Below are 20930 nucleotides of genomic sequence, written 5' to 3' on the forward strand. Positions count from 1 at the left end.
TTGTGTGACTTCTCAATCGGTGCGAAAAGCACCTCATATCGAAGTGACCTCAACAGTCATTTCGACCAGTATGGAGAAACCGAAGGTTCACGAATACCCTTAAAATAAAAATATCATGAGCTAAATCGCACAAGTAGCTAAACGATAACTTTAATGAAATGAAGGATGTAACTATATTGGATATGACCAAACTAAGATACCCTAAAGCCATTCTTGTGTGACTTCTCAATCGGTGCGAAAAGCACCTCATATCGAAGTGACCTCAACAGTCATTTCGATCGACAGAGAGAAATCGCACAAGTAGCTAAACGAAAGCTTCAATGAAATGAAGGATGTAACTATATTGGATATGACTAAACTAAGATACCCTAAAGCCATTCTTGTGTGACTTCTCAATCGGTGCGAAAAGCACCTCATATCGAAGTGACCTCAACAGTCATTTCGACCAGTATGGAGAAACCGAAGGTTCACGAATACCCTTAAAATAAAAATATCATGAGCTAAATCGCACAAGTAGCTAAACGAAAGCTTTAATGAAATGAAGGATGTAACTATATTGGATATGACTAAACTAAGATACCCTAAAGCCATTCTTGTGTGACTTCTCAATCGGTGCGAAAAGCACCTCATATCGAAGTGACCTCAACAGTCATTTCGATCGACAGAGAGAAATCGCACAAGTAGCTAAACGAAAGCTTCAATGAAATGAAGGATGTAACTATATTGGATATGACTAAACTAAGATACCCTAAAGCCATTCTTGTGTGACTTCTCAATCGGTGCGAAAAGCACCTCATATCGAAGTGACCTCAACAGTCATTTCGATCGACAGAGAGAAATCGCACAAGTAGCTAAACGAAAGCTTCAATGAAATGAAGGATGTAACTATATTGGATATGACTAAACTAAGATACCCTAAAGCCATTCTTGTGTGACTTCTCAATCGGTGCGAAAAGCACCTCATATCGAAGTGACCTCAACAGTCATTTCGATCGACAGAGAGAAATCGCACAAGTAGCTAAACGAAAGCTTCAATGAAATGAAGGATGTAACTATATTGGATATGACTAAACTAAGATACCCTAAAGCCATTCTTGTGTGACTTCTCAATCGGTGCGAAAAGCACCTCATATCGAAGTGACCTCAACAGTCATTTCGACCAGTATGGAGAAACCGAAGGTTCACGAATACCCTTAAAATAAAAATATCATGAGCTAAATCGCACAAGTAGCTAAACGATAACTTTAATGAAATGAAGGATGTAACTATATTGGATATGACTAAACTAAGATACCCTAAAGCCATTCTTGTGTGACTTCTCAATCGGTGCGAAAAGCACCTCATATCGAAGTGACCTCAACAGTCATTTCGACCAGTATGGAGAAACCGAAGGTTCACGAATACCCTTAAAATAAAAATATCATGAGCTAAATCGCACAAGTAGCTAAACGATAACTTTAATGAAATGAAGGATGTAACTATATTGGATATGACTAAACTAAGATACCCTAAAGCCATTCTTGTGTGACTTCTCAATCGGTGCGAAAAGCACCTCATATCGAAGTGACCTCAACAGTCATTTCGATCGACAGAGAGAAATCACACAAGTAGCTAAACGAAAACTAGATAGTAATGCAAGATGAAACTACCCTACTAAAAGACAAGACTAGGATGTCCAAAAACCTATCTTGTGCGACTTCTCGTCGTCCCGAAAAAGGACTCTGTCGAAGTGACTATTGGTCGTTTAGAAGACGTAATTATAAAGACAAGCTAGAGATTAATTTCTATACCAGTTAAAAGATCTGATTATTGAGGGTTTCCCATTTAGGATTAAAAGTGGAAATAATACTATTTTTCTTTTCCCTACGCCACTTTTTAATTTCCTTTTCTCGGGCAATAGCATCATTTGGGTTTTCAAAACCTTCATAATATACCAAGTAAATACAGTTATATTTTCCAGCAAAGGATTTTTTGGAATTTTGACTATCAAAATAGTGTTGGGACAGCCTACGTTGGATATTGTTAGTCACCCCTACATATAGCGTTGTACGGTATTCGCTAGTGGTTATATATACAAAGTGATTGTAAAACAATTTAAAGCTTGGATTGAGGTTACTCTAATATAGTATTTTATTCCAATTGATCATTTTGTGGATGATGAGACCATAAAACAAAGCGTAAAACACTTTATATAAAAATGACAAAAACAGTCATTTCGACCGAAAGGGAGAAACCGAAGGTTCACGAATACCCCTAAAATAAAAATGTTATGAGCTAAATCGCACAAGTAGCTAAACGAAAACTAGATGGTAATGCAAGATGCTAATACCCTACTAAAAGACAAAACTAGGATGTCCAAAAGATTATCCAGTGCGACTTCTCGTCGTCCCGAAAAAAGGGACTCTGTCGAAGTGACTAAACCTTGCACACCCAAAAGGAGAAAAAGCATGAAGAATCTGCTAAACTAACTTAAAAGGGAATACTATATTGGATTGAAAAATTAATTTTCATCCCTATCTTAGCCACAACAAAAGCGCATCTTTTCTAAAAATATCACTAATTACCAATGGATATAGTATTGCTAATTCTTGGATTTATTTTAATGTTTGTAGGAATTCTAGGAAGTTTTCTTCCCGTTTTACCAGGAACACCGGTAAGTTGGATTGGTTTACTCCTACTGCACCTTACCAAGGCGGTACCAGAGGATTGGGTGTTTTTGGGCATTACCCTGTGCATAGCGCTTCTAGTTTTCGCGCTGGATTATATTATTCCCGTATGGGGAACCAAAAAATTTGGAGGCAGTAAATGGGGAATGATAGGAACCACTATTGGACTATTAATTGCCCTGATCTTTCCGGTACTCGGATTCTTTGGAATTATCATCTGGCCGTTTCTGGGTGCATTTGTAGGGGAATTGATCAATAAAGCAGACCAAAAAACAGCCCTGAAGGCTGCTTTTGGATCTTTTCTAGGTTTCCTGACCGGCACCTTTATCAAATTTATGGTCACAATGGTATACCTAGGATTATTTATCTATAAGGCTTGGGAATATAAATCGACCTTGTTTCCGTTTTTTTAAATACGTCTAGTCACTACATCCAAGTCACTTTTTCTTCCCAAGAACCTCTATCAACCTCGGGGATTTCTCCCTCGTAATTACCCATATAGAAAAATCCAAGACATTTTTCACCCTCGTTCAAATCAAAAAAATCGTCCATATACTGTATTAATCCAGGGGAGCTCCAATAACATCCAATACCCAAATGGGTGCAGCAGAGCCACATATTCTGAACCGCCATGGCGGTTGCCGCCACCTCTTCCCATTCTGGCAAGCTTTCTTTGGGATCGCGCTGCATGCAGATTGCAATTATGGCACCCGCTTTTTTTGGATTGGAAATCAATTTTTCTACCTTAAATTGTTTAGGCTTGGGGTCCGTTTCCATATACTTTAGGGACAAAAATAATCCCAATTTATCCTTAGCCTCTCCCTGCAAGACCTTAAATCGCCATGGTTCCGTTTTTTTATGGGTAGGTGCACAATTGGCTGCTTCCAATACTTTTGAGATATCTTCTTTAGAAATTGGAGTATCTATATACTGTGCCGGGAAAACCGACCGTCTTTCCTTAATTACATCAAAAATCATAATTCCTATTATTTAAAAGTAACTATCTATTAAAAGGTTCTAAAATTACATTATCAATTGGCATTCGATGCCTGCTCCAACAATAAATTAACACAATGCCTCAAAGCTGGATTCCTATTGTCCTCTTTCCAGACCACCGATAATATTGCTTTCTGAGGGATTTTCTTCAATTCTATAAATTTCACTTTCATCTGAAACCCGAATTGCAAGGAGGTAGGAACTATGGCCACTCCTAAATTGTTCTCTACCAACTTAAAAATCGTCTGTGCATGTACCGATTTATGGGATACCTTAGGGGTAAAACCAGCATCTTCACATATACTCATTATAGTATCGAAGTACAACGGACTATAATCCTGAGAGAACAGTATAAAATTCTCTTCTGATAATTGACCAACATCTTCAAAATCCCTAGTCAGCAATGGATATCGTTCTGGCAAAACCACAGAAAAGGTATCCTCGTATACTGGTTTAATATTAAAGCCATCTGGAACCCGGGACAAGCGAACAAAACCCATATCCAATTTATCCTTTAGCAAGGAATTAATCTGTGCATTGTTGGAAACCTCCTCCAAACTGGTACGGATACCTGGAAACTTATCCTTAAGCTTGAGTAACAAATCGGGAATTACTTCTTGCATGGCAGAGCCCAAAAATCCAATCCGTACCTCTCCAAAATCGCCCTGACTTATATATTTCAACTGCTTTTTCGTAACCTCAAGATGATTTAAAATAAATTCAATTTCCCCTTTTAGGTATTCCCCTGCAGCGGTAAGCGCTACTTTCCTTTTACTCCTAATAAATAGTTTCACCTTCAGAATCTCCTCCATCTGCTTTATCTGCCTACTTAAGCCAGGCTGTGAAATACACAGTTTTTCCGCGGCTTTCCGATAATGCAATTCATCTGCTACCGCTAAAAAATATTTGAAATGTCGTATTTCTATTTGATAACCCATGGTTATTAATTATGTAACTTATTGGTATTGGCAATTATCAAACTTAATCAATAATTTTATAAATATAAAAACTTATCCATGTCCAGTTCAAAAAAAGTATTTCTATTCGGGGAAGGGTATCTCACCGCCGGAATGGCACTTTCCATAGCAAGGGGAACTACCAAGGGAGAAATTTCCACCATTGCTAGAAAAAGCATAAAGTCTAGCTGCGATGTTGTAGCTAATATTGTAGAAAAAGGGGAGCCTGTTTACGGAATAAACACTGGCTTTGGTCCTTTGTGCACCACCAAAATATCCAAATCGGAGGTTAAAATATTACAGACCAATATTTTAAAAAGTCATAGTGTTGGGGTTGGACCGCCTATAGCAACCGAAATTGCCAAACTGATGTTGATTCTAAAGATCCATTCTTTGGCCAAAGGGTATTCTGGCATCGCAGAAACTACTTTGGACAGAATATTATGGCATGTGGATAATAATGCTGTTCCAATAGTCCCTTCCCAAGGTTCCGTTGGGGCATCAGGGGATCTGGCGCCCCTTTCCCATCTGTTCTTACCCTTGATCGGATTGGGTAAAGTAAATTATAAAGGGGAAGTGATGACGACTGCGGAGCTCCTCAAGAATGCAGAACTCCAGCCACTGGAATTGGGACCAAAGGAAGGCCTAGCGCTAATTAATGGCACCCAATTTATTGCTGCCCATGCCGTGAAAGTGGTCGAAAAAATGCAGGCCTGTCTTACTCAAGCAGATATCATAGGCGCCATGATGATCGAAGGCCTACAGGGAAGTGTAAAACCATTTTTTAAAGAATTGCATCAGCTGCGTCCCTTTAAAGGGAATGACCATGTTGCTGCAAACATCCGGTTTTTATTAAAGGATTCAGAAATTTTGATGGACCACGTAAATTGCGAAAAGGTTCAGGACCCCTATTCCCTGCGATGCATCCCACAGGTGCACGGCGCCTCTAGAAATGCGTGGTTGCACCTTAAGGAATTATTGGAAATAGAACTAAATTCCGTTACCGATAATCCCATTATCATAGATGAGGAATTAACGATCAGTGGGGGCAGTTTTCATGGTCAGCCCTTGGCCATGGTGCTCGATTATGCTTGCTTAGCAGCCTCCGAACTAGGAAATATTTCAGATCGTAGAATTTACCTGGCCCTGGAAGGGAATAGTCCCGGAGTCCCAAAATTACTGATGGAAGATACCGGAATCAATTCAGGTTACATGATACTACAGTACACCACGGCAGCTTTAGCAAGTGAAAATAAGGGACTTTGTTTTCCTGCCAGCGCAGACAGCATTCCTACCTCCTTAGGGCAGGAAGACCATGTTAGTATGGGATCCATCAGCGGAAGGAAGGCCCTGCAGGTTTTGGGAAATGTAGAAAAAATATTGGCCATAGAACTGCTGACCGCAGCTCAGGCATTCGAATTCAGAAAACCAATGAAATCGGGCATTATTCTGGATGAAGTCCATAAGGAAGTCCGTAAAAAAGTAGCCTTTGCAGATAAGGACCGAATTTTTTCCGATGATATTGAAAAAGGAATCGAACTAATTGAGAATAAAACCCTCATCCGCATCGTACAGAAGGTAATGAAACAGAACAAGTTTTTACCGAACAGTCCGTTTGAGGGAGAGTTTGAGCATTTTTAAAATAAATAGGCAAAGGGCAGCCAAATCAAAAATTTAAACATGAAAAAATTTACACTTATAGGTCCATTTAAGCAACTCCTAACCATGTCCGGACTACCGATAAAGGGTGCCTTACAGGATCACCAATTATCGATTATAGAAAATGGGGGCATTATTACCAAGGACGAAAAAATTTATTCTGTAGGATCGTTTTTAGACCTAGAAAAAGAAGCCCATGATTTAAGCGCTGAAATCATAAAGATTGATTCTGATATGGTAGGTCTGCCAGGATTAATAGATGCCCATACCCACATCTGTTTTGGGGGAAGTAGGGCAAACGACTATTCCCTTAGAAATGCTGGTAAAACCTATTTAGAAATTGCCAAATCTGGTGGTGGGATATGGGATACGGTTACCCAAACAAGAAAATCGAGTTCCGCGAATCTCGTTAAAGGCATAATAAAACGAGCCAATAGACATTTGCAGCAAGGAGTGACTACCATAGAAGTGAAAAGCGGGTACGGGCTGTCGGTAGAGGAGGAATTAAAAATGCTCATTGCCATTGCCACCGCCAATAAGGCTATTGATGCCGATCTTATTCCTACTTGTTTGGCTGCACATATGGTACCCAAAGATTTTAAGGGCACCCCGGAAGAATACCTATCGGAAATAAGCACCACACTTTTTCCAATTTTAAAAAAAGAAAATCTGACCCATAGAATCGATGCGTTTTTGGAGGAAGGGGCCTATTCTGAAGCCACTATTGCCACCTATTTTGAAAAGGCAAAAGAGATGGGATTCGATATTACGGTTCATGCAGATCAATTCTCAACAGGAGGAAGTGCGGTAGCCGTAAAGTACGGGGCCATTAGTGCCGACCACTTAGAGGCAAGTACGGAAACCGAAATTCAACTTTTGGCCAATAGTAATGTAATCGCCACTGCCCTACCCGGAGCCTCTATGGGCTTGGGATGTAACTACACCCCTGCCCGCCAATTATTAGATGCCGGAGCCAGTGTCGCCATTGCAAGCGATTGGAATCCGGGTTCTGCCCCTATGGGCAATCTGCTAATGCAGGCAGCAGTCTTAGGGACTTTTGAAAAGCTCACCAATACCGAAGTGCTATCGGGAATTACCTATAGAGCTGCGGCAGCCTTGGGATTAAAAGACCGAGGAAAAATTGAAACTGGATTACTAGCAGATTTCATAGCATTCCCAACTACTAATTACAAGGAAATATTGTACCAGCAGGGTATGCTACAACCCAAAATGGTATTTAAAAAAGGAACACTAGTGGTTGGCCTTTAACCCTTAAAAATACTGCACCCGTGATAAAAGATACTTTTAGAAATCAGGTACTTCAAGGAATTCCCAAGGAATTACCTCTCAAAAAAACCTATCCAAAAATTGCCAATACCGCACCTAAACGCAAGGACATACTTTCTAAGGAAGAAAAAAAACTAGCCATTAGAAATGCATTGCGCTATTTTCCTGCAGTATGGCATCCAGAGCTTGTCATAGAGTTTGTAGCGGAACTAAATACCCTTGGTAGGATCTATATGCATCGCTTTAAACCAGACTACCCCCTATTTGCACGACCGATCAGCGAATATCCTGCGCAAACACCACAGGCCGCCAGCATTATGTTGATGATCCAAAATAACCTCGACCCTGCTGTAGCGCAGCATCCCGAGGAACTGATTACCTACGGGGGCAATGGGGCCGTTTTTCAGAACTGGGCACAATACCTGTTAACGATGCAGTATTTGTCCAGTATGACCGAGGAGCAGACCTTACACATTTATTCTGGCCACCCTATGGGATTGTTTCCTTCCTCCAAAGATGCACCAAGAGTGGTCGTGACCAACGGAATGATGATTCCCAACTATTCCAAACCGGACGATTGGGAGAAATACAATGCGCTCGGCGTTACCCAATACGGGCAGATGACAGCCGGTTCCTATATGTATATTGGCCCACAAGGAATTGTTCATGGTACCGCTATCACCCTGCTGAACGCCTTTAGAAAAGTGCTTAATACCAAAGAAACTCCTGCGGGAAAAATATTCCTTACTGCCGGACTTGGTGGTATGAGTGGGGCACAACCAAAGGCAGGGAATATTGCAGGTTGTATCACCATTTGCGCAGAAGTCAATCCAGCCGCCGCAGAAAAAAGACACCAGCAAGGGTGGGTAGATGAACTTATAAAAGATATAGACCAATTAACCACACGGGCAAAGAGGGCTATTGCTAAAAAGGAAGTAGTATCCCTAGCGTATATTGGCAATATAGTGGAGGTTTGGGAAAAGTTTTATGAAGAAGAAATAGCTATTCACCTAGGTTCCGACCAGACCTCCCTGCACAATCCATGGTCGGGAGGGTATTACCCGGCCGGACTCAGTTTTGAAGCGGCAAATTCCATGATGAGCAAAGACCCGGAAACTTTTAGGGAAAAGGTACAAACCTCTTTACGAAGGCAAGTGAAAGCCATAAATAAACATACCGCCAAAGGCACCTATTTCTTTGATTACGGCAATGCCTTTCTACTAGAAGCCTCCCGTGCTGGTGCAGCTATCATGGCTGATAATAAAATCGATTTTAAATATCCTTCCTATGTTCAGGATATTCTGGGACCTATGTGTTTCGATTACGGATTTGGACCATTTAGGTGGGTCTGTACTTCTGGCGAGAAGTCCGACCTACAAAAAACAGATGCCATTGCCTTAAGGGTGATGGAAGAAATTAAAGTCACGGCTCCGCCAGAGATACAACAGCAGGTACAAGACAACATAAAATGGATCAAAGAGGCCGAAAGCAACAATCTGGTTGTAGGCTCAAAGGCCAGAATCTTGTACGCAGATGCTGAGGGAAGGGCCAAAATAGCAGAAGCTTTTAATAGGGCCATAGCCTCCAAGGAAATTACCGCACCCGTTGTATTGGGACGCGACCACCATGATGTAAGTGGTACCGATTCCCCATTTAGGGAGACCAGCAACATCTATGATGGGAGTAAATTCACAGCTGATATGGCAATGCACAATGTAATTGGAGACAGTTTTAGGGGAGCTACCTGGGTTTCTATCCACAATGGTGGCGGAGTAGGCTGGGGCGAGGTCATCAACGGTGGATTTGGAATGGTGCTGGATGGATCTCTAGAAGCCTCCAGAAAATTGAAGAATATGTTGTTCTATGATGTAAATAATGGGATTTCAAGAAGAAGTTGGGCCCGTAATAAAGAGGCCATGTTCGCTATAAAAAGAGAGATGGAACGCAGTCCGCAACTAAAAGTGACTTTACCCAATATAGTAGCAGATGATTTGTTGGAGGGATTGTTTAAATAAGCAACAGGTTTGGTTAAAGCCACTCGACTATTTCCATCTAAATCCCCCAGATAAATCTGGAGGCTATTCAAAACAATCCTTGATAAGCATTAAATTCAATAGCATAAAAATAAAACAGTAAAGTATCATTGTCTTACCCTAAATCCTTAGCGTCCATTTGGCGAATACATCAATATTAATCTATATTGAATTGCCACTAGCTTTAGCCTGAGGATAAAAAATAATGATCCATTATGGCTTTAGTCAATCCAATAAATAATTATTATATTCAATTGCAAAAGAAATTCCATTTAGCACTTTCATTCTTATGAAAAACTATATCCCTACAAACCCTGAGATCTGGACCGGAAGAACCTCCGACAAAGAACTCTACCTCCATGAAAAGGTGCGTCATATTAATTTAAAAGAAGACGGTCTCTCCAAATTTACCGACCAAACCTTTGCTATTTTAGGTTATGTATGTGATGAAGGGGTAAAAAGAAATCAAGGTCGGATCGGTGCTTCGGAGGGACCCGATGCTATCCGGAAGCAATTGGCAAAAATGCCAAACCATCTAAGTGACGATACCGCACTTTTTGAAATGGGCAACATTCAATGTATAAACGCCAATATGGAAGCTGCCCAAAGCTCCCTAGCAGAAACAGTTTCTCGATTATTGGAACTAAATACCTTTCCTATTCTTTTAGGAGGCGGACACGATATTGCTTACGGGCATTTTAACGGAATTAAAAATCAACTTGCTTCTCGAAGCAAGAACAAAACTATTGGCATCGTCAATTTTGATGCACACTTTGACCTACGCTCCAACAAATCAGGGAATAATTCTGGCACACCTTTTTATCAAATTGCACAGGACCTAAGTGCGGAAAATACGAAGTTAAAATATTTGTGCCTTGGCATTCGTAAGGATGCCAATATAAAATCTCTTTTTGATACCGCAAAGAATTTAAACGTGGGCGTTATTGAAAATAAAAATTTCAATCTGCACCATTTAGCCAACATCAAAATTAAATTAGAGCGATTTATAAAAGAGGCAGATTATTTATGCACTACCATTGATCTAGACGGATTTTCCTCTGCCTACGCTCCTGGGGTCAGTGCGCCATCGCCAATGGGGTTCTCGCCAGAAATAGTTATGGAATGTTTGGAAATTATTAGGGATTCTGAAAAAATGATCAGTTTAGATATTGCAGAAATGAATCCTACCTACGATATAGACGATCAAACAGCAAAATTGGCTGCTTCCTTAATCCACTTTGTATTGCATCAATAATAAGCAGCTCAAGACCCTATTCCAACCACGATTGGTAATAGTTACCATCATCAATCTCCATAGCGGCCTGAGTGAGTTGTAAGGGTTTAAAAGTATCTACCATTACTGCCAATTCTTCTGTTCTGGATTTTCCTATACTGGCCTCATAGGTACCTGGATGTGGCCCATGAGGTATTCCCGCGGGATGCAAGGAAATATATCCCTGATCTATATTCTTTCTACTCATAAAATCTCCCTCCACATAATACAAAACCTCATCAGAATCTATATTGGAATGATTGTATGGAGCCGGAATGGACTGGGGGTGATAATCGTACAACCTTGGCACAAAGGAACAGACCACAAAGGCTGAGGTCTCAAAAGTCTGATGCACTGGGGGCGGTTGGTGTATTCGGCCAGTAATAGGTTCAAAATTATGGATAGAGAAGCCATAGGGATAGTTATAACCGTCCCATCCAACTACATCAAAAGGGTGCGAGGCATATACCAAATGATGCAACTGTCCTTGTTTTTTAACTTTTAACAGAAAATTCCCTAGCTCATCATGTGTTTGCAAATTAGAAGGGAGCTTAAAATCGCGCTCGCAAAACGGTGCATGTTCCAAGTGTTGACCAAACCAATTCCGATATCTTTTAGGGGTGTATATTGGGTGATAGGATTCCGTAATGAACAACCTATTTTCCTCGGTCTCAAAATGTATTTGATAGATCATTCCCCTCGGAATTATAAGGTAATCGCCATATTTAAAATTAATCTCTCCCAACATGGTCTTTAAAGTGCCACTTCCCTTGTGCACAAACAACAATTCATCGGCATCCGCATTCTTATAAAAGTATTCGGTCATGGATTTTTTGGGAGAAGCCAATGTTAATTGTACATCGGAATTGAATAAGACCACTTTTCTACTATCCAAGAAATCATCTGCGGGTTTAATCTCAAAGCCTTTTAGCAATCGCGATTTTATATTGTGGTCTACCGTGGCCCTCGGGGAGATATCCAATGTTTTGCCCACCTCCTTTACCATCGTAGGTCGGTGCAGGTGATACATTAAGGAGGACATCCCTTCAAAACCTATAGTTCCAAAAAGCTGCTCATAATGCAGGCCTCCATCGGGCTTCTTAAAGATGGTATGTCTTTTCTGAGGAATATTACCTAGCTTATGGTATAATGGCATTGCTGTAGGTTTATTGTTAGGAACCCCTTTCCAAGGTATTCTGTATTAAAAATACAATAAATTACAGCGTATTGAAAATATTAGGAGCTTAAATAAAGAGGAGGACAGACTGTCCTAAAATAAAAAAAGCCCCCCAAAATGGAAAGCCTTTCATCGGTTATTGTTGTACTGGAAATACATCCAGTAGATCTCAACAATTTCAACCTAAGTCCCAATTCTCACTGGGACACAACACAACATTACAAAGATAGGAAAGGTTTCATTATAAATCCCTTTTGTAGCATCTTATTTCTTCGCATCAATAACTCCCTGTCTTACAAATGCTAAAGCACAAAATTAAACCCTGACTTTTCCAATTTTTTATATTTCCTATAATCGAACCGGTATAAAAATGCTCCTTTTTTAGAGGTAGACTTATCTTTCTCATCCAATTTAATAAGGAGATCAAAGGACAATACTTTCTTCCTGAAATTCCGATCGTCCAATTTTTTTTGGAAGATAGATTCATATAATATCTGGAGTTGTGGAATAGTGAATTTTTCAGGCAACAGTTCAAAACCAATGGGCTTCCTGGTCGCCTTTTGCCTAAGGTGATCCAACGCATCTGAAATCATGTTATTGTGGTCTAAAACCAGACCTGGTAGCTCATTCATGGCAAACCATTTGGCCCCATGACCTTCAACCTGCCCCTTATCATAATCATGAATCCTAATTAGGGCGTACTGTGCAATAGAAATACACCGGGCACCGGAATCGCGTTTTACATCGCTATACACCTTCAGCTCTTTCAGAAAAATATTCTCCAGCCCTGTGAATTGATACAATACTCGCCTGGCCGCCTCGGTTACACTTTCTTCTTCCTCCACAAAATTACCAATTAAAGACCATTCCCCTTTAAACGGTTCTATCCTTCGCTTAAAGACTAAAATTTTTAACACTCCCTCGTCAAAACCAAAAACAATGCAGTCCGTTGCCACTAGAATTTTAGGATGTCCGGTATAGCTGATTTTTGTGTCCAATAGTTGAATTCAATAGTTTACTTGATGAATATCAAAAATAAGACTTTAACAGTAAACTAATTATTTTATAATTTTGGTTGTCAATAAACCTGACCCTCATTTAATTCCTACCTATACGAGGTAAAGGAGTTTTTTACTTAAAAGACAGTCCAACACCAGCACTTACCCCCTATTTTTAGTATTCCCTTAACAAGGAATACTATCTATTTTGAGTAAATTAAGAATAAAAATGAGAAATACGGCTATAGTTTGGGTGATGACCACAACAGCAGTATTGGTCATGCTGGCGATAATGGGCGCTATGAACTTCCCCTTTAATTGGGTCTTTTACCTTACGGTAATAGGACAGATTATGGTTATCTATATGGTCTATAAAGTACTGACCGACAATTATACTACTGAAAAAACATTCGAAGACTTTTATGAGGATCATCCTATTGATCCATGAGGGTATCGGTAACGGATCCTTGTTTTTTGTGTTTACTATGTGGTGGGGTTCCCATACCTAATTCTGGAATGACCAATAACGGGATTTGGGTATGAAAGGCCATACGTTTTATTACCGGCTCCCTGGTCATTTTCTCCATATAACTATGTTGGTAATTTAACATGGCCAACAAGTGAATTCCCAGTTCATTGGAAAAAACCTCCAAAGTCTTGGAAACGGAGTTTAATTCTGAAACGGTATGAACATAATGTTCCACTTCTTTTAAGTACTTCCGCAACATATTCAGATTAAATTGCTGAACTTCCGTTAAGGATTTAATTTCGTATTGTACGTGCACTATACGTATTGCTGCCTTAAAAGATTTTGCCATCTCCAGTAGTGGCTGTAGTTCTGATGTAGTATAAAATCTATTGAAATCTGTTGCAAAGGCAATTTCTGAAGGAGTTTTAAATTTAAAATATTGGGGAATTGCCAATACTGGGCAATTCTTGACAGATTTAATGATCCTAACCGAATTGCTGCCCATAAAAACCTCCTCTAAGCCTGTAGCTCCTTTGGTCCCGGTTATTACCAGATCAATGTTTTTGGCTTCAATTATATTCTTAACCTCATCTACCAATAAACTAAAGGAAGAAATGGGAACGAACTTATGTTTGGCATTGGGAAATTCTTTCTCAATCCTCTCCAAAAGTTGCTTTAATCCTTTTTCCGAATTACATTTTACCACATCCTCACAAGCTTTTCCAGTAACGGCAGAGGCCATAAATCTGCTATGAGCAATAGTAGGTGTATAAGTATTCAGCACATAAAATGTACATTCTTCGTCCTTATAAAGGGAAATTGCATACTTGGTAGCATTCCAAGCATTTGCAGAAAAATCCGTTGGTAATAATATCTTTTTCAATTCCTTTTAGGTTTTAAATACGCGTTGATCCAACAATCTATTATGAGGTAAAATTAACGGAACTAAGCCGCTATATCTATGACTTTTATCATATTACATAGGGATTATACCTGGTCGTTAGATTGGTAGTACAAACAAATCCGTAGCACGGATATATCGGAACCGATAAATAGGAGATGAGATAAAATAAGGAATTATAGTAGGCAAATAAGGTAGGTGTACTGGAGAAAAATCTATATGATTTATTCGCTATTAACCTACATCCCCACTATAAGATCGGCAAGTCCTTTAGGGTTAATAATGCCTATTTTCTTTCCGGAAGCTTTGATCAGACCCATCTTTTTAAATTCTGAAATAATCCTGATAGCAGATTCTGTAGCTGTTCCCACTACATTGGCAATATCCTCCCTCGATAGGGTAAGAGCCAAAAATCCTTCATTATCCACCCCAAAATTATCGTCTAGATAAATAAAGGCTTCTGCAACCCGTTGTTTTACCGTTTTTTGGGACATATTTACAATAACATCATCGGCTTCCTTTAAATCGTGTGCCATATGCCGTAATACCTCAACAGCAAAATTGGGATTACTATTTAAAGTGTCCACAATAGCATCCTTAGGTATAAAACAAACTTCCATATCATTAATTGCAGTAGCGCTAAGATTGGATAATTCTTCGGCTATAACAGAACGTTGCCCCAAGACAGAACCCTTGGTCGCCAACTTTACAATTTGATCTTTACCATTTGGACTTAACTTGGAAAGTTTAGAAACTCCTTCCCGCACACAATAAACGCCGTTTAGCTTTTCCCCCTCCTCAAATATGGTTTCGCCTTTTTTAAGTATCTTGGTAGTTTTAGTGTCCGAGACCTTTTTTAATTCTTCCTTGCTCATTGCCCGCAAAGAATTAAATTCGCGAATAATACAATTTTCACATCTACTCATATACTAAGATTTTACCTGACGCAACAAATTTAGGAATTATTATTTAGGCCAAAACTGACGATTGTCATGTTTTGCCGCTGCCGAGGTAACCATCTTTGCAGTTGGGGATAAAGCAAACATGATATGGATACGCCAACTTGTTACCATTGTGGTGATACTTGTGGGAACACTACTATAAACTATGATGATAGAAGTTTTTGTTGCAATGGCTGCAAAACAGTTTACGAGATTTTCTCCAACAATGACCTATCCTATTATTATGACCTACAATCTGCTGCAGGGACCACACCCAACGAAATGGAAGGGAAATTTGATTTTCTTGAGTCTGAAAAGATCCAGGAAAAACTTATCGAATTTAACGACAATGGTCTTCAAATCGTAAATTTACAAATACCACATATACATTGTAGCTCTTGTATTTGGATATTGGAAAACCTAAATAGATTGGCTCCGGGAATTTCAAGTTCCCAGGTAGACTTTCCTGAAAAGACAGTAAGAGTCAACTATAATTCGGAAAAAACACCCCTAAAAGACGTAGTACTACTTTTGGCAAGGATTGGGTATGAACCCTATATTTCCTTAAAGGATTTTGATAACGTTAAAAAGATTAAAGACAGGAGTCTAATCTATAAATTAGGTATTGCAGGGTTTGCATTTGGCAATGTGATGTTCCTTTCTTTCCCTGAATATTTTGATGTTGGAGAGTATTGGCTGGAACAATTTAAAGTCGTTTTTAGATGGCTGATGTTCGCATTCTCCCTACCTGTGGTTTTTTATTCTGGACAAGATTTTTTTATTTCGGCATACAAAGGTTTAAGGTCGCGTTTCCTTAATATTGATGTCCCAATTGCATTGGGAATCTTGGTCCTTTTTATCAGGAGTACTGTTGAAATAATATTTGATTGGGGTTCCGGTTTCTTCGACAGTCTTACCGGATTGGTGTTTTTCTTGCTTCTGGGCAAGTTCTTTCAGCAAAAGACATACTCCTACCTATCCTTTGAACGCGATTATAAATCCTATTTCCCTATTGCAATTACGCGAATTACCAAAGAGAATAAGGAAGAAAACGTACAGGTCTATGATCTGGAAAAAGGCGACCGAATTCTGATACGCAGTGGTGAAATAATTCCTGTTGATGCTATATTGATGAGCGGCAGTGCAAAAATAGATTACAGTTTTGTTACCGGGGAATCTGAGCCTGTCCATAAAAATTCTGGCGATAAAATTTTTGCTGGAGGCAAGCAATTGGGCAGTGCCATTGAAATTGAAGCCGTAAAATCCGTTTCACAAAGCTACCTTACACAGCTTTGGAGCAATGCCGTTTTCCAAGAAGACAAATCGAGCAGTTTTAAAACGTTGACCGACCGTATTGGCAAGCGATTTACTATTGCAGTACTTACTATAGCCTTTGTATCTTCGGCCGTTTGGTTATTTCTAGACCCAGGGAAGATAATTAATGTGTTTACCGCAGTACTTATTATTGCGTGCCCATGCGCCATAGCCTTAGCCGCACCATTTACTTTGGGAAATATGCTGCGAATCTTTGGACGCCATAAATTTTACCTAAAGGACACGAAGTCCATAGAGCAATTAGCACAGATAGACACTGGAATTTTCGATAAAACAGGAACTATAACCACTGCAGCTGATAGCCAGGTTCATTACGAAGGGATGGAATTGACATTAGAGGAGGAATCCTTGCTTAAGAACACCTTGCGGTCCTCTAACCACCCCTTAAGTAGAAAACTTTACGAACTTTTGGCAGACCACGACATCATTACGTTAACGGATTATGAGGAGCAATTGGGGCAAGGAATAACAGGCACTACTGTACATGATAAAATAAAAATTGGCTCTCCCTCCTTTGTGGGTAGCAACCTAAATAATCCTACCGAAAATACTGCCGTACATATTAGCGCCAACGATCAATACAAGGGCCGATATATTTTTCAGAACCACTATAGAGAGGGAGTCGAAAAAATTTTCAAAGACATGTCCACCGATATGGAATTGGCCATACTTTCGGGAGATAACGATGGCGAAAGAGCTACCCTCTCCAAATTGCTGCCCAAAGGAACTGCATTGTACTTTAACCAAAAGCCGGAAAATAAACTGGAATTCATAAGTAGGCTTCAGGAACAGCACAAAAAGGTTTTAATGGTTGGAGATGGTCTAAACGACGCAGGGGCCTTGGCACAAAGCGATGTAGGTATTGCCATTTCAGAAAACATAAATGTATTCTCCCCTGCCTGTGACGGAATTTTAGATGCTAAAAACTTTAAGCATCTATACCTATATATTTTAGCATCCCGAAAAGCCATTAAAATTATAAAGCTAAGTTTCCTTCTCTCTTTGATGTACAATGTGGTTGGACTCTATTTTGCGGTTACCGGTCAATTAGAGCCCGTAATAGCGGCAATTTTAATGCCATTAAGCTCTATCAGCATTGTAGCTTTTACAACGGTATCTACCAACCTATTGGGAAGAAAATTGGATAAATAAGTAATTTTTAAAAGTGTTTTTTATCTCGGGTATGGGCTCTAGAATAGTGTTGCACTTTTAAGGGGTTACCTTATATCAGAGACGTACAGGTCACTAAATACTGCTAACTGATTTTCCGCGTTAGCTATTGCAGCGGCATCCTTTTTTGGCTTTTAACCCGATTGCTCCTAATCTTGCAAGGTTTCGCAAACCTTGTAGGTATTGTAGACAATGCCCATTTAATGCACAAATAAGCATTTGTAAAAACATCCAAAAAAGATATAGCGGAAAGAGCGACCCGATAGGGGAACGCCAAAAAATTCGACCTGCTATGATTTCTGACTAGCATCCAAAAAAAAAGGAAGCAATCTCTAAAGATTGCTTCCTTTTTCCTCAAATAAGTCGGCCTACACCTATGTTATGACCAAAATAAATCTCTTATTTCTGCTGCTCCAGAAATGCGATTAGGGAGGCGAATTCCTCATAACTAAGTGAATTCACTAATCCTGGTGGCATCATAGAGGTTGATAGCTCTTCTCTTTCGGCAATATCATTCACCTTAAGTTCTGTAGCTATCCCGGCAATATTACGTATAGTTAGGTCGCTAGCCGATTCCTCGGTTACAAATCCTACATGGATGTCTCCACTCTTAGTCGCTATCCTTACCGTTGAGAACCCTTGGGATATGGATGCGTTTGGCTTTAAAATGGACTCTGCTATCTGCTCCCTATTCATAATAGAACCGATCTGCCCCATAAAGGGTCCTTTCATCACCTCACTGGTGCTAATACTGTGACACGCAAAGCAACCTTGACTTGCATAGATTTCTTTTCCACTTGCTGGGTCGCCCTTAATTTGCTTAAGTGCGATCATGATATCTTCTATAGAAGCTTCGCCTACCTGTCCTTTTTTATTTTTAATTTTATCGAAGTCCACTATTGGCAAATCTTCTTTTGGTTCTCTTTTCTCCAAGATTCCAAACTCCTCTATCCCCAATCTGTATTTACTATTAAGCTCGGCATACAACTCCTTCTTATCCTCTGCTGCTTTTTCCCATTCTTGGGTAAGGAAAGCGCGTATTACTGGGGTGTAATCCCAGTTTACGGTCTTATAATAGGGGCCGTGTGTATCTGGTCTTGTGCTCCACCACCAAGAGGTATCATAAGGGGCTTCCTGATGAAAAAGTCGAGCCAAAGTATTGCTTATTTTCTCCCTAAGTACTTCCTCGTCGGTTTCGCCGTAGGCTTTGATAAGCCCGTCTACTACCTTTGGGGAATGCATATAACGCATGGCCCATAGCGCCAAGTCCTTATTGTTAGTATTTAAAGCTTCTACAATTGCATCCTCCGCATTTAACGCAACAAGGGATTTTACGGCCAAGTGAGGCGCTAAAATCTCTGAATTAGGTGTGGCGTGTGGCCCTTCACTTCCCAAGGTTGGTGCTCTAAAGGAATTAGGAACCGGAACATCCAATAAGTGTTGTGCAAGCTCCTTTCTGCCCAGTCTTCCCAAACCTACAATAGCTGCAGCCTTCACTCGGTCTGTACCAGATTCTAATGCCGTTATAAAGGGCTCTGATGGAACATTTTCCACTGCTCCCAAACGGTCTGCCAATGCTCTTAAGGCAAATTCCTGAACCTCCGGGTCATTGGTAAGCGACACCAATTTATCTATTCCATTTTCTCCAGCCAATTGAGCATAGGTAAAGATAGCTGCGGTGCGCACTTCCAAGGATAATGATTTATCCTTTGCTAAATTTAAAACAGCACTTGCTCCCTTGCCTCTTTTAATCAATTCGTATTGCGCACTTAATCTAGATTTAGCGTTTCCTGATTTTAACAAGTCCACCAAATTCTTGGTCCAAAAGATATTTTCCACTTGTGGAAAGGCCTCATATTCCAAATTTTCCGGTGTTACCCTTACGATATACCCTTTATCCGGGCTTCCAGAATACCCTGCACCATCCCAAGCGGATAGGTACATAACCCCAGCGGCGTCTACATCTAGATCCGTTATCTGTGGAAGTCTTATAAACTCCTCTTCTTTTTGGGTAAAACTGATGTTGTCTTCTGTAACCCTATGCATATATAGGAAGCTTCTTCCCCAATCTGCCATCATGGGTACATTGTTGTATTTTTCTGGCCAACGATTATCGTTCATAAACAATGCCCCTGTTCCAGATCCGCCTCCAACATCTACCAAGGCAGGGATAATTTCTTCCGTAAAATGTTTAAAAAGCATAGGGTAACCGTATTCCCCAGTTTGTATGTGATGTGCAAATCGAATATTCCATCCCCCACCATCATTGGTATTTCCTCTCGTAAAGATATTCATGAAGGGATCAATTGCTACGTCATAAATATTTCTCAAGCCATGGGTATACACTTCCATTTCGGTGCCATCGGGGCGTACACGAAGTACTCCTCCGCCCAACATAGTTAGCTGAGTACCCTCACGGTCTGTAGCGTTATGGAATCCAAAGTCGCCCACTGCGATATAGATCCACCCATCAATTCCCATTTGAATTCCGTTGGTAGCATGATCGGTACCTCTTTCCTGAAGGTATTTAGAATTACTCAGGTTCTGGATCAATACTTTCGCAGGGCCATCGGCCACGCCGTCATTATCCAGATCCTCAAAAACGATCAAGTCCATATTATTGGCCTTTCCCGTTTCCTCAGTAAAGGTGGTATGAAGTACAAATAACTGATTTCCAATAGGCAATATTCCCCTTGGATTATCTACTTCCGCAAATTTGGTATAGGAATCCATTACTCCGTCATGATTGCAATCTACCAAACGTTTGATAAATCCTTTTCCCATATCCTTCCCAAGCGAGCCCATCATATCTACTCCTACAAAGACTTCACCTGTAGCTGCCACCGCCATACAAGCCGGACTAGGAGTAAGATCTGGACCGGCAAATCCGGTTATTTTTAAATCCTTTGGCCAGTTAAAAGCCTGTGCCAAAGAATCTGCCATGGGATAATCAATCACTTCACTACTTAGGGCACATGGGACCTTATCCTCTCCACAACTGACAACAAGCAGCCCCAACAATAATAAAATTCCAATTTTTTGAAACATAGTTTACGCTATTAATATATT

Annotated in this window: 15 protein-coding genes; 7 read left to right on the plus strand and 8 right to left on the minus strand. The window is 40.1% G+C overall.

Annotation, left to right across the window (positions count from 1 at the left end; translation table 11 throughout):
* Positions 1–1793 precede the first annotated feature (1793 nt).
* On the minus strand, positions 1794–2093 hold the full coding sequence (locus KCTC52924_RS03675; RefSeq protein WP_251807172.1) for a GIY-YIG nuclease family protein: 300 nt from the start codon (positions 2091–2093) through the stop codon (positions 1794–1796).
* A gap of 473 nt (positions 2094–2566) precedes the next feature.
* Here KCTC52924_RS03675 and KCTC52924_RS03680 point away from each other — a divergent pair, with 473 nt between their 5' ends.
* Positions 2567–3079: a DUF456 domain-containing protein gene (locus KCTC52924_RS03680; protein WP_251807169.1), complete on the plus strand. Its 513-nt coding sequence runs from the start codon at positions 2567–2569 to the stop codon at positions 3077–3079.
* Between the two features lie 13 nt (positions 3080–3092).
* Here the strand turns inward: KCTC52924_RS03680 and KCTC52924_RS03685 are convergent, their stop codons facing one another.
* Together KCTC52924_RS03685 and KCTC52924_RS03690 are read right to left on the minus strand one after the other, a co-directional pair.
* Positions 3093–3644 (minus strand): nitroreductase, encoded by a 552-nt coding sequence (locus tag KCTC52924_RS03685; RefSeq protein ID WP_251807167.1) that lies wholly within the window; start codon positions 3642–3644, stop codon positions 3093–3095.
* Positions 3645–3697: 53 nt separating this feature from the next.
* On the minus strand, positions 3698–4600 hold the full coding sequence (locus tag KCTC52924_RS03690; RefSeq protein ID WP_251807166.1) for a LysR family transcriptional regulator: 903 nt from the start codon (positions 4598–4600) through the stop codon (positions 3698–3700).
* A 78-nt stretch (positions 4601–4678) separates the two neighbouring features.
* Here KCTC52924_RS03690 and hutH point away from each other — a divergent pair, with 78 nt between their 5' ends.
* The 4 genes from hutH (at position 4679) to hutG (ending at position 10852) form a co-directional block, all read left to right on the plus strand.
* Entirely contained in the window at positions 4679–6259 is a 1581-nt protein-coding gene (gene hutH / locus KCTC52924_RS03695) for a histidine ammonia-lyase (protein ID WP_251807163.1), read from the plus strand.
* A 39-nt stretch (positions 6260–6298) separates the two neighbouring features.
* A complete protein-coding gene (gene hutI, locus KCTC52924_RS03700; protein ID WP_251807162.1) occupies positions 6299–7546 on the plus strand; it encodes an imidazolonepropionase in 1248 nt (415 codons plus the stop codon).
* A 20-nt stretch (positions 7547–7566) separates the two neighbouring features.
* Positions 7567–9579 (plus strand): urocanate hydratase, encoded by a 2013-nt coding sequence (locus KCTC52924_RS03705; protein WP_370671505.1) that lies wholly within the window; start codon positions 7567–7569, stop codon positions 9577–9579.
* A gap of 307 nt (positions 9580–9886) precedes the next feature.
* On the plus strand, positions 9887–10852 hold the full coding sequence (gene hutG / locus KCTC52924_RS03710; RefSeq protein WP_251807160.1) for a formimidoylglutamase: 966 nt from the start codon (positions 9887–9889) through the stop codon (positions 10850–10852).
* Positions 10853–10868: 16 nt separating this feature from the next.
* Here hutG and KCTC52924_RS03715 read toward each other — a convergent pair whose 3' ends face one another.
* The gene (locus KCTC52924_RS03715) at positions 10869–12026 is read right to left on the minus strand and encodes a homogentisate 1,2-dioxygenase (RefSeq protein WP_251807158.1); all 1158 of its coding nucleotides are present in this window, start codon (positions 12024–12026) and stop codon (positions 10869–10871) included.
* 323 nt (positions 12027–12349) lie between these two features.
* Positions 12350–13045 carry an NrtR DNA-binding winged helix domain-containing protein gene (locus tag KCTC52924_RS03720; protein ID WP_251807156.1) on the minus strand — a complete coding sequence of 232 codons (696 nt, stop codon included), beginning with the start codon at positions 13043–13045 and terminating at the stop codon, positions 12350–12352.
* 229 nt (positions 13046–13274) lie between these two features.
* Here KCTC52924_RS03720 and KCTC52924_RS03725 point away from each other — a divergent pair, with 229 nt between their 5' ends.
* The gene (locus tag KCTC52924_RS03725; RefSeq protein ID WP_251807155.1) at positions 13275–13493 is read left to right on the plus strand and encodes a hypothetical protein; all 219 of its coding nucleotides are present in this window, start codon (positions 13275–13277) and stop codon (positions 13491–13493) included.
* Here KCTC52924_RS03725 and KCTC52924_RS03730 read toward each other — a convergent pair.
* Complete coding sequence (locus tag KCTC52924_RS03730; RefSeq protein ID WP_251807154.1) at positions 13480–14397, minus strand: universal stress protein; 918 nt, start codon at positions 14395–14397, stop codon at positions 13480–13482. The genes KCTC52924_RS03725 and KCTC52924_RS03730 overlap by 14 nt on opposite strands.
* A gap of 257 nt (positions 14398–14654) precedes the next feature.
* The gene (locus KCTC52924_RS03735; protein WP_251807153.1) at positions 14655–15341 is read right to left on the minus strand and encodes a Crp/Fnr family transcriptional regulator; all 687 of its coding nucleotides are present in this window, start codon (positions 15339–15341) and stop codon (positions 14655–14657) included.
* Positions 15342–15464: 123 nt separating this feature from the next.
* Between KCTC52924_RS03735 and KCTC52924_RS03740 the strand changes: the two genes are divergently transcribed.
* Positions 15465–17843 (plus strand): heavy metal translocating P-type ATPase metal-binding domain-containing protein, encoded by a 2379-nt coding sequence (locus KCTC52924_RS03740; RefSeq protein WP_251807152.1) that lies wholly within the window; start codon positions 15465–15467, stop codon positions 17841–17843.
* Positions 17844–18260: 417 nt separating this feature from the next.
* On the opposite strand, the gene KCTC52924_RS03745 is transcribed toward KCTC52924_RS03740, so the two are convergent.
* Positions 18261–20909: a c-type cytochrome gene (locus KCTC52924_RS03745; RefSeq protein ID WP_251807151.1), complete on the minus strand. Its 2649-nt coding sequence runs from the start codon at positions 20907–20909 to the stop codon at positions 18261–18263.
* Between the last annotated feature and the right edge of the window lie 21 nt (positions 20910–20930).

It is taken from the genome of Arenibacter antarcticus, from assembly GCF_041320605.1.
Lineage (GTDB): Bacteria > Bacteroidota > Bacteroidia > Flavobacteriales > Flavobacteriaceae > Arenibacter > Arenibacter antarcticus.

What these genes read in the sequence shown, in the direction of transcription:
- hutH (WP_251807163.1), top strand. Translation starts at nt 4,679, where the DNA reads ATGTCCAGTTCAAAAAAAGTATTTCTATTCGGGGAAGGGTATCTCACC.
- KCTC52924_RS03690 (WP_251807166.1), bottom strand. Translation starts at nt 4,600, where the DNA reads ATGGGTTATCAAATAGAAATACGACATTTCAAATATTTTTTAGCGGTA.
- hutI (WP_251807162.1), top strand. Translation starts at nt 6,299, where the DNA reads ATGAAAAAATTTACACTTATAGGTCCATTTAAGCAACTCCTAACCATG.
- KCTC52924_RS03680 (WP_251807169.1), top strand. Translation starts at nt 2,567, where the DNA reads ATGGATATAGTATTGCTAATTCTTGGATTTATTTTAATGTTTGTAGGA.
- KCTC52924_RS03735 (WP_251807153.1), bottom strand. Translation starts at nt 15,341, where the DNA reads ATGAGTAGATGTGAAAATTGTATTATTCGCGAATTTAATTCTTTGCGG.
- KCTC52924_RS03715 (WP_251807158.1), bottom strand. Translation starts at nt 12,026, where the DNA reads ATGCCATTATACCATAAGCTAGGTAATATTCCTCAGAAAAGACATACC.
- hutG (WP_251807160.1), top strand. Translation starts at nt 9,887, where the DNA reads ATGAAAAACTATATCCCTACAAACCCTGAGATCTGGACCGGAAGAACC.
- KCTC52924_RS03685 (WP_251807167.1), bottom strand. Translation starts at nt 3,644, where the DNA reads ATGATTTTTGATGTAATTAAGGAAAGACGGTCGGTTTTCCCGGCACAG.
- KCTC52924_RS03725 (WP_251807155.1), top strand. Translation starts at nt 13,275, where the DNA reads ATGAGAAATACGGCTATAGTTTGGGTGATGACCACAACAGCAGTATTG.
- KCTC52924_RS03740 (WP_251807152.1), top strand. Translation starts at nt 15,465, where the DNA reads ATGGATACGCCAACTTGTTACCATTGTGGTGATACTTGTGGGAACACT.
- KCTC52924_RS03745 (WP_251807151.1), bottom strand. Translation starts at nt 20,909, where the DNA reads ATGTTTCAAAAAATTGGAATTTTATTATTGTTGGGGCTGCTTGTTGTC.